Source organism: Pseudomonas sp. BMW13, from assembly GCF_013357275.1.
Classification (GTDB): Bacteria; Pseudomonadota; Gammaproteobacteria; order Pseudomonadales; family Pseudomonadaceae; genus Aquipseudomonas; species Aquipseudomonas khazarica.
The window spans coordinates 1-1499 of record NZ_SUKD01000105.1 but is presented as its reverse complement, the minus strand read 5'-3'; the positions used below and the strand labels follow the sequence as shown (position 1 = coordinate 1499).

General features: G+C 66.1%; 1 protein-coding gene and 1 pseudogene. Both read right to left on the bottom strand.

Annotated elements, in window-relative coordinates; all coding sequences use genetic code 11:
* Positions 1–1282: C4-dicarboxylate TRAP transporter large permease protein DctM (locus E4487_RS24405; protein ID WP_152489872.1), on the bottom strand; the 1282-nt coding region annotated here is incomplete at its 3' end.
* Positions 1282–1499: pseudogene (locus E4487_RS24400) on the bottom strand (C4-dicarboxylate ABC transporter); the annotation flags it as partial. The gene E4487_RS24405 and the pseudogene E4487_RS24400, both read right to left, overlap by 1 nt.

The window sequence follows — 1499 nt, the reverse complement described above, 5'->3', positions numbered from 1 at the left end:
AGCTCATGCCCAGCCAGTTCGGCAGGGCCATGGACACGGCCGGGATGTAGGTGATCACCAGCAGGAAGCTGATCAGCATCATCAGCCACGGCAGTGCGGCGCGGATCACCGCGGTCAGCGGCATGCCGGTCACCGCCGAGGTGACGAACAGGTTCAGCCCCACCGGCGGGGTGATCAGGCCGATCTCCATGTTCACCACCATGATGATGCCCAGGTGGATCGGGTCGATGCCCAGCTGCACGGCGATCGGGAACAGGATCGGCGCGAGGATCAGGATGATCGCCGACGGCTCCATGAAGGCACCGGCGATCAGCAGCACGATGTTCACCACCAGCAGGAACTGCCACGGCTGCAGGCCCAGCTCCACCACCCAGGCGGTGATCTGCTGCGGGATCTGCTCGGTGGTCAGCACGTGGGCGAAGAGCATGGCGTTGGCGATGATGAACATCAGCATGATGGTCAGCTTGCCGGACTCCAGCAGCACCTTCGGGCACTCGCGCAGGGTCAGGTCCTTGTACACGAACAGGGCCACGAAGCCGGCGTACACGGCGGCCACGGCAGCGGCCTCGGTCGGGGTGAACATGCCGGTGTAGATGCCGCCGAGGATGATCACCATCAGCAGCAGGCCCCAGAACGCCTCGCGCGCCGAGCGCAGCCATTCGCGCAGGCTGGCACGCGGCAGGGCCGGCAGCTTCTTGATCCGCGCCACCACGTAGATCGCGACCATCAGCACCAGGCCGAGCAGCACGCCCGGGATCACCCCGGCCATGAACAGCTTGCCCACCGACTGCTCGGTGGCGGCGGCGTACACCACCATGACGATCGACGGCGGAATCAGGATGCCCAGGGTCCCGGCGTTGCACACGATGCCGGCGCCGAAGGCCTGCGGGTAGCCGGAGCGGACCATGCCGGCGATGGCGATGGAACCCACTGCCGCCACGGTGGCCGGCGACGAACCGGACAGCGCGGCGAACAGCATGCACGCCAGCACCGCGCCGATGGCCAGGCCGCCCCGGATGTGGCCGACGCAGGCGTTGGCGAAGTCGATCAGGCGCCGCGCCACGCCACCGGTGGTCATGAAGGCACCGGAGAGCAGGAAGAACGGAATCGCCAGCAGGGTGTAGTGCTCGGAGGTCTCGAACAGCTTGATCGCCAGCGAGCGCACCGAGTCGGGGCTGAACAGCATGATGGTGATCGAGCCGGCCAGGCCGAGCGAGGCGGCGATCGGCACGCCGATGAACATCAGCAGGAACAGCAGCAGGAAGAGGAACAGGACGGTCATTATTTGCTCTCCTCGTGCTCATTGACCTTCAGGGCGTCGGCGGCTTCGTCAGCCAGGCCGAGGCCGGTCTGCTGGTTGCGCAGGATGCGCACGAGAATTTCCAGGAAGCGGATGAACACCATGGCGTAGCCGAACGGCACGATCATGCCGATGTGCCATTGCTGGATGCCGTAGTGGCCGAGGTCTTCGGCACCGATGCCGGCGCTGAACAGGGTGT